This is a genomic window from Frankia sp. KB5 (assembly GCF_002099325.1).
Classification (GTDB): domain Bacteria; phylum Actinomycetota; class Actinomycetes; order Frankiales; family Frankiaceae; genus Frankia; species Frankia casuarinae.
In genome coordinates, this window is sequence record NZ_MRUJ01000325.1 from 1 (window position 1) to 5,506 (window position 5,506).

The following is a 5,506-nucleotide window of genomic DNA, read 5'->3' on the forward strand; positions in this document are numbered from 1 at the left end:
CACCCCGCCGGACGCACCAGTCCGGCGGGGTATTCGTCGTGGATACCCTGACGGGCATGGGCCTGCACCTGTCCGGCGATCCAGAGGCGGACGCCTTCATCACCGAGGACCCCCTGGCGCTCCTGGTGGGCATGGTCCTAGACCAGCAAGCCGGATAAACAAGGAACGTCGTTGGAACATCTCTCGGGTGGAGCGCGGGAGAGTGGTCGCGCTCGGTGCGACTCAGCGCCTCGTCCCCATGCTTTTCAGATTCGTCGCAGCTTCTCCGGATTGCGGACCACGTCGATGCGCGTGATCCGATTGTCACTCACCGCGAACGAAAGCGCTGCGCGGTGGCCGTCGTGACTCGGGATCACCAGCCCGAGTTGCCCGTTGAGCGTGGTCTCGATCGGGTGGTCGAGCCTGCGGCTAAGCGCCACCCATGCTCGCGCGACCCGAATGTCGCCGTGCAGCGGTCTGCGTGCCGCTACCGCGTGACCGCCGCCATCCGACCTCCAGACGACATCCGGGTCGAGAACGGCGAGGAGACCGCCGAGGTCGCCCTCGGCCACTGCCAGCGCGAACGCCCGTACGGCGCGATCGTGCTCCTCACCCGAGGCCACGAAACGCGAGTGCTCGCGCCTGACGTGGYGGCGGGCACGCGCCGCGAGCTGCCGCACTGCCTCGGGCGTGCGGCCGACCACCTCGGCGACCTCGCCGAACGGTATGTCGAACACGTCGTGCAGCACGAACGCCGTGCGTTCCGCCGGTGAGAGCTGCTCGAGCACCGCTAGCAAGGCGTAGCTGACGGATTCGTCGAGCGTGACACGGTCTGCCGGGTCACCCGACCCGAGCGGCTCTGGGAGCCACGGGCCGACGTAGATCTCGCGGCGCGCCCGAGCGGACCGGAGGCGATCAAGGGCGAGCCTAKCGACGACCGTGGTCAGCCAGCCATCCAGGTTCTCGATTGCCGCGTGGTCCGCGCGCGCGAGCCGCAGCCAGGCATCCTGGACCACTTCTTCGGCCTCGCCGAGGTCACCGAGCTCGCTGTATGCGAGCCGTAGCAGCCGAGGGCGTGCCTGCGTGAAGCGCTCCAGAATGGTCATGTGGTGATCCGGCCCCAGATCTCCGTACCCGCGCGCAGGCGCGGCGCCCAGCCGCCCGCCTCGCGCAGCCGTCGGCTCGACACCCGCTGGGAGCGGCTCATCGGCCCGTCCCCTGGCGTCCTCGGCCGCAGTGCCGTGACCCCGACGGCGGCGGCCAACGCGGCATCGATCTCGGCGTTTGTAGGTGGGTCGGCGTCAGCGACGTTGTAGGTCCCGGCGGGGACGCTCAGTGCAGTGGCGACGGCCGATGCCGCGTCCTCCAGCCAGAGCGTCGGCCGGTAGGCGCCGGGTGGTCCGGCCGCGATCGAAGTTCCCCGCCGTGCGGCTTCCACAGTGGCCAGCGTGGAGCCGCTGTCCGGTCCGAGGAACAGCCCGAAGCGCAGCACGACGGTGTCGCCGTCGAACATCTCGCGCGCGTGATCCTCGGCGGTCAGCGCGGACGTTGTCACGCCGCCCCCCGCGAGCGGTGCGTCCTCGTCGAGCCACGCGTCGCCGCCGTCGGCATAGACGAACGCGATCGACTCCTGGACGAGCCGGCGCGCACGGGCGGCCTGGGCCGCCCGTGCGATCGCCGCCGACGCCTTCGTGCGCAGTCGGTCGTTCTCGGCCCAGGCTGACGGGTCGGCCATACGATCGGCGCTCGGGATGTGGGTCAACAGGTTGATGACGACCTCCGCCCCGTCGAAGGCCCGGCTCAGCGAAGCCTCGTCGAAGACGTCGGCGTCGACGGCATCGACCCCAAGGCTGGCCAGCCGCTCGCGGCCGGGCGCGGACCGGGTTACGCCCCTCACGTGGTGGCCGGTGGCGTGCAGCTCCCGGATGGCGCGCCGCCCGATGACGCCAGTGGATCCGGTGATCACAATCCTACTCATGCCGATCTGACGACGCACCCCCCTTGATCGTGACATACGGACGTCCTCGCCACGGTCGTCCGGTTGATCGCAGGAGCGGTCCTCTACAGCCACGAGGGGGCGAAGGAGATCGAACTCGGCACGAGCGACGCGCCGTTCTGACACTGCGCGAGATGCGCGGACCGCTGACACCAGGGCGGCTGGCCGATCTGAGCGGCCTGCGGACCGGCACTGTCACCGGAGCGCTCGACCGCCTCGAGCGCGTCGGTCACGTCCGCCGGGAGCGCTCCGCCGAGAACCGGAGGAAGGCCATCCTGTCCCGCGCCGGGAGCGGATCGCCGCGGACTTGGGCGCGTTCTACGGTTCCAAGGGAGCCGGCCTGATGGAGTCGCTCGGCCGCTACGACGACGCCGAGCTGGCGATCGTGGCCGACTTCGTCACCCGCCTCGCCCAGCCCTGAGCGGGAGCCTGGCGCATCGCGCCGGTTACCCAGCTGCGGGGACCGCCCGAGGGGACGGGGTCGCCGAGGTGGATGGTGCCGGGGTGTCTCTGGCTCGGCCGCGGTTCATCGAATGAGACGAGCGGACGACGTCGGACGCGCGGCGGTGAACCACACGACGGTGATCGTCGATTTCGGCGGGGCCGGTGCCTGGGTAAGTGGCCCGCGCTCGACGGGTTCAGTGGAACGAGACGGTCCGCGCCGGCCTGGCTGCGTAGCGTCACGATCCGGTTGGCGGCTGCTGGAGCGAAGGTCGGCAGCGGGCGACCGTGCCGGCGTTTGACGGCCCAGAGAGCCACTTACTCCCCGCCGTCCTCCGGGACTGGCGGGGCCTTTTTCGAGGTCGGCTACGTCATGACCCCACGAGTCGCTGTCTTCCTGGACTACCAGAACGTCCATCTCTCCGCTTGCACCGCGTTCTTGCCCTCGGGCACCTCGGGCCGACATGGACCGTGAGGGATCTTGGTCGCCACGTCGAGGTTGCGAGTTGGAAGGGCACCAGTCGACTTCGCTTCCCCGATTCACAGTCACCCTGGTGCCACTACCTGGATGCCGACGACTACGCCGCCTGTCGGGACTACACCGACTACACAACCTGATCAACGACCGGGCGGCGGATGCGATGCGGTCGGCTACGGTGTTGGCGTGGGATTGCATCTGAGCCAGATCGCCGAGGCGGACGAGTTGCTGACGAGCGATCCGTTGGCGTTGCTGATCGGGATGGTGCTGGATCAACAAATTCCTCTTGAGCGTGCCTTTGCCGCGCCCCATGAGCTGACCCGACGCCTCGGCCAGCCGCTGGATGCGGAGGAGTTGGCGAAGTACGACCCTGACGCCCTGGGCGCGATCTTCTCGCAGGTGCCGGCGCTGCACCGGTTCCCTGGCTCGATGGCCAAGCGGGTACAGGCCATGTGTCAGCTCATCGTGGACACCTACGACGGCGACGCGGCCCGCGTGTGGACGACCGCGGCCGACGGTAAGGAACTGCTGAGGCGGGTGGCGGCGCTGCCGGGGTTCGGTCAGCAGAAGGCCAAGATTTTTGTGGCGCTGCTGGGCAAGCAGCTTGGCGTGACCCCACCGGGATGGCGGGAGGCCTCCGCGCCGTTCGGGGACGAGGGCACGTTCCGCTCCATCGCGGACATCACTGACGTTGCCACCCGTGACCAGGTCCGGGAGTACAAGAAGGCGATGAAGGCCGCCGCCAAGGCACAGGCGGGCTGACGAGGGTCAGTCCCCGCCGCCGGGCGGGTGCGGTCCGTGCCGCCGGGGTCGGCCAGGCGTCCTGCTCGACTTTGATCCCACGAACATGCGTTCGCGGCACTCCTGGAACCGGCGCCCACTCGTTCTTTCCGAGACTGACTGGGACCAGTGACGCCCGCCGTCGGTGACCTCCGCGGCTGCTGGTGACGCCTGCCGTTCGTGACGCCTGCCGTTCGTGACGCCTGCCGTTCGTGACGCCTGCCGTTCGTGACGCCTGCCGTTCGTGACGCCGTCGGTCGGTGACGTCCATGGCTCGTGTCGGCGGTGATGTCTGTAGCCCCTGGCGGTGCGGTGCTGGGCGCGGGCTTTCGTTCTCGCTTCGTGCTCAGCGTGCGCCCGTGCGCTGACGGTCGCCCTCCGGGTGACGGGCCGGCCGGCGGATGTTCGCCGTGACCGCGAGTCCCGATCCCGGCAGAAGGGAGCGGCCGTGAACCCAACCACCATCAACGGCGATGACGACGACGGCTGAGCCGCAGCCTCAGCCAAGGTCGCGGCTCGGCGCAGCCGACCGCCGTCCATCAGTGCCTGGTGGCGACGGCTCGGCCAGTGACCGCCGCATGCCAGCGATGACTGGCCTTCGGCGTGGGTGGGGTGAGTCTCGGGGGGCTCACCCCACCCACACCGGACGTGCCCACCGCGGCCCTCGCCACACTCGCTCCCGCTCGCGCCGCGCCCGTCCGCCTCCGAGAAGAGTGACGCGTGACGGACCAGACGGCCCCGGCCACCTTGTACGCAACGGTGGCGGGGCGCCCGGCTAATCGTCGACGATCCGGAGGCGATAACTCCCGTGTAGATGGCCGAGGTGCTGCGCTGCGGCGGCTGCGACACCGAGGTCATCGCATTGCGTTACGAACCGTTTCGGTACCGGCCAGACCGCCGCCAGCTACCGCTTCCGCCTCACCCACGCCGCGTCCGGTGGCGGGCGGCAGCCGACGGTGTCTCAGATGGTGCGCCGTCGGATGGTGCGCCGTACGGTGGAGCTGCATCGGACGGCGACGTGCCGGCGAGCGTGGTGGTGACGGAATGGCTGGCGGCCACGACGTGGGCGGAGCGGGTCCGGTTACGGCTGCCGTGGAATTCGTGGAGCGGGCATCTGCTGCCGGATTAGTCGACGATCCGCCGGTTCCTCGACAGGGCCGACGATCAGGCGCTTGCGGTCGCGTTGCTTGACTCGCCGCTCGCCGACATGCCGGCTGATCTCGCGGATGTGGTCGCTGGCACCGCGGCGTCCCCGCCCGGGGCGGTGGACGTGAACAGTGGTGCGGCTGTTCCCGGTGCGGGCGTACGCGGTGGACGGGAGACCGGCCGGGGGGCGACACGTGCCGATGGCAGCCAGGTTCACCTGCTCGGGGTCGTTTCCCCCGGCGCCGGGGCGATGGTCGGCCAGCGGGAGATCGACGCGAAGACCAACGAGAACGCCGAGTTCCGTGCGCTGCTGGCACCCCTGGCCCTGACCGGGGCGTTCGTGTGGTTCGACACCCTGCACACGGTGCGAGCCACCGGCGCGAATGCCTGATCATCCTGAAACACCGGATCGGTGAGGTCCACACCGGCCGCTCGAAGCGCTGCCGTGACCGTAGCCGGGTCGGTCACCGAGTACTTCACTTCGACTTGGCGCACCTGCATCCTCCGACAAAAAGCGACACTTTCTCGCCTGTCGGTCAACTGGCGGCCGACACGCCGACGAATTTTTATATCCTAATAGAATGGCGACCGGTAACGCGGTACAATCCTGAAAGCCCTGTCATTGGAGCTGGTGAGGGGACTCGAATCGTAAGTATTCGGCGATGGCGTGGAGGGGCTGGTTCCGC

Annotated in this window: 5 protein-coding genes and 1 pseudogene; 4 read left to right on the forward strand and 2 right to left on the reverse strand. The window is 69.3% G+C overall.

Translation table 11 applies throughout. From position 1 onward, the window contains the following. Positions 1 to 56: 56 nt before the first annotated feature. Positions 57 to 149, forward strand: a pseudogene (locus KBI5_RS28250) (Fe-S cluster assembly protein HesB); the annotation flags it as partial. 96 nt (positions 150 to 245) lie between these two features. Here KBI5_RS28250 and sigJ read toward each other — a convergent pair. Beyond that, the gene (gene sigJ, locus KBI5_RS23590; protein WP_085016515.1) at positions 246 to 1,085 is read right to left on the reverse strand and encodes an RNA polymerase sigma factor SigJ; all 840 of its coding nucleotides are present in this window, start codon (positions 1,083 to 1,085) and stop codon (positions 246 to 248) included. Continuing rightward, on the reverse strand, positions 1,082 to 1,957 hold the full coding sequence (locus tag KBI5_RS23595; protein WP_035734135.1) for an NAD(P)-dependent oxidoreductase: 876 nt from the start codon (positions 1,955 to 1,957) through the stop codon (positions 1,082 to 1,084). Before KBI5_RS23595 ends, sigJ begins: the two co-directional genes overlap by 4 nt. 152 nt (positions 1,958 to 2,109) lie before the next feature. Here KBI5_RS23595 and KBI5_RS28925 point away from each other — a divergent pair, with 152 nt between their 5' ends. The 3 genes from KBI5_RS28925 to KBI5_RS23625 all read left to right on the forward strand — a co-directional run bounded on the left by KBI5_RS28925 (position 2,110) and on the right by KBI5_RS23625 (position 5,211). Further along, positions 2,110 to 2,319, forward strand: a complete 210-nt coding sequence (locus KBI5_RS28925; RefSeq protein ID WP_085016516.1) for a MarR family transcriptional regulator — start codon at positions 2,110 to 2,112, stop codon at positions 2,317 to 2,319. 761 nt (positions 2,320 to 3,080) lie between these two features. Further along, positions 3,081 to 3,656 (forward strand): HhH-GPD-type base excision DNA repair protein, encoded by a 576-nt coding sequence (locus KBI5_RS23610; RefSeq protein WP_023842136.1) that lies wholly within the window; start codon positions 3,081 to 3,083, stop codon positions 3,654 to 3,656. 1,201 nt (positions 3,657 to 4,857) lie between these two features. Beyond that, the gene (locus KBI5_RS23625; protein ID WP_051623920.1) at positions 4,858 to 5,211 is read left to right on the forward strand and encodes a hypothetical protein; all 354 of its coding nucleotides are present in this window, start codon (positions 4,858 to 4,860) and stop codon (positions 5,209 to 5,211) included. Positions 5,212 to 5,506: the final 295 nt, after the last annotated feature.

Excerpts from the sequence above, each read along its gene's own strand:
- KBI5_RS23595 (WP_035734135.1), bottom strand. The coding sequence starts at position 1,957 with ATGAGTAGGATTGTGATCACCGGATCCACTGGCGTCATCGGGCGGCGC.
- KBI5_RS28925 (WP_085016516.1), top strand. The coding sequence starts at position 2,110 with ATGCGCGGACCGCTGACACCAGGGCGGCTGGCCGATCTGAGCGGCCTG.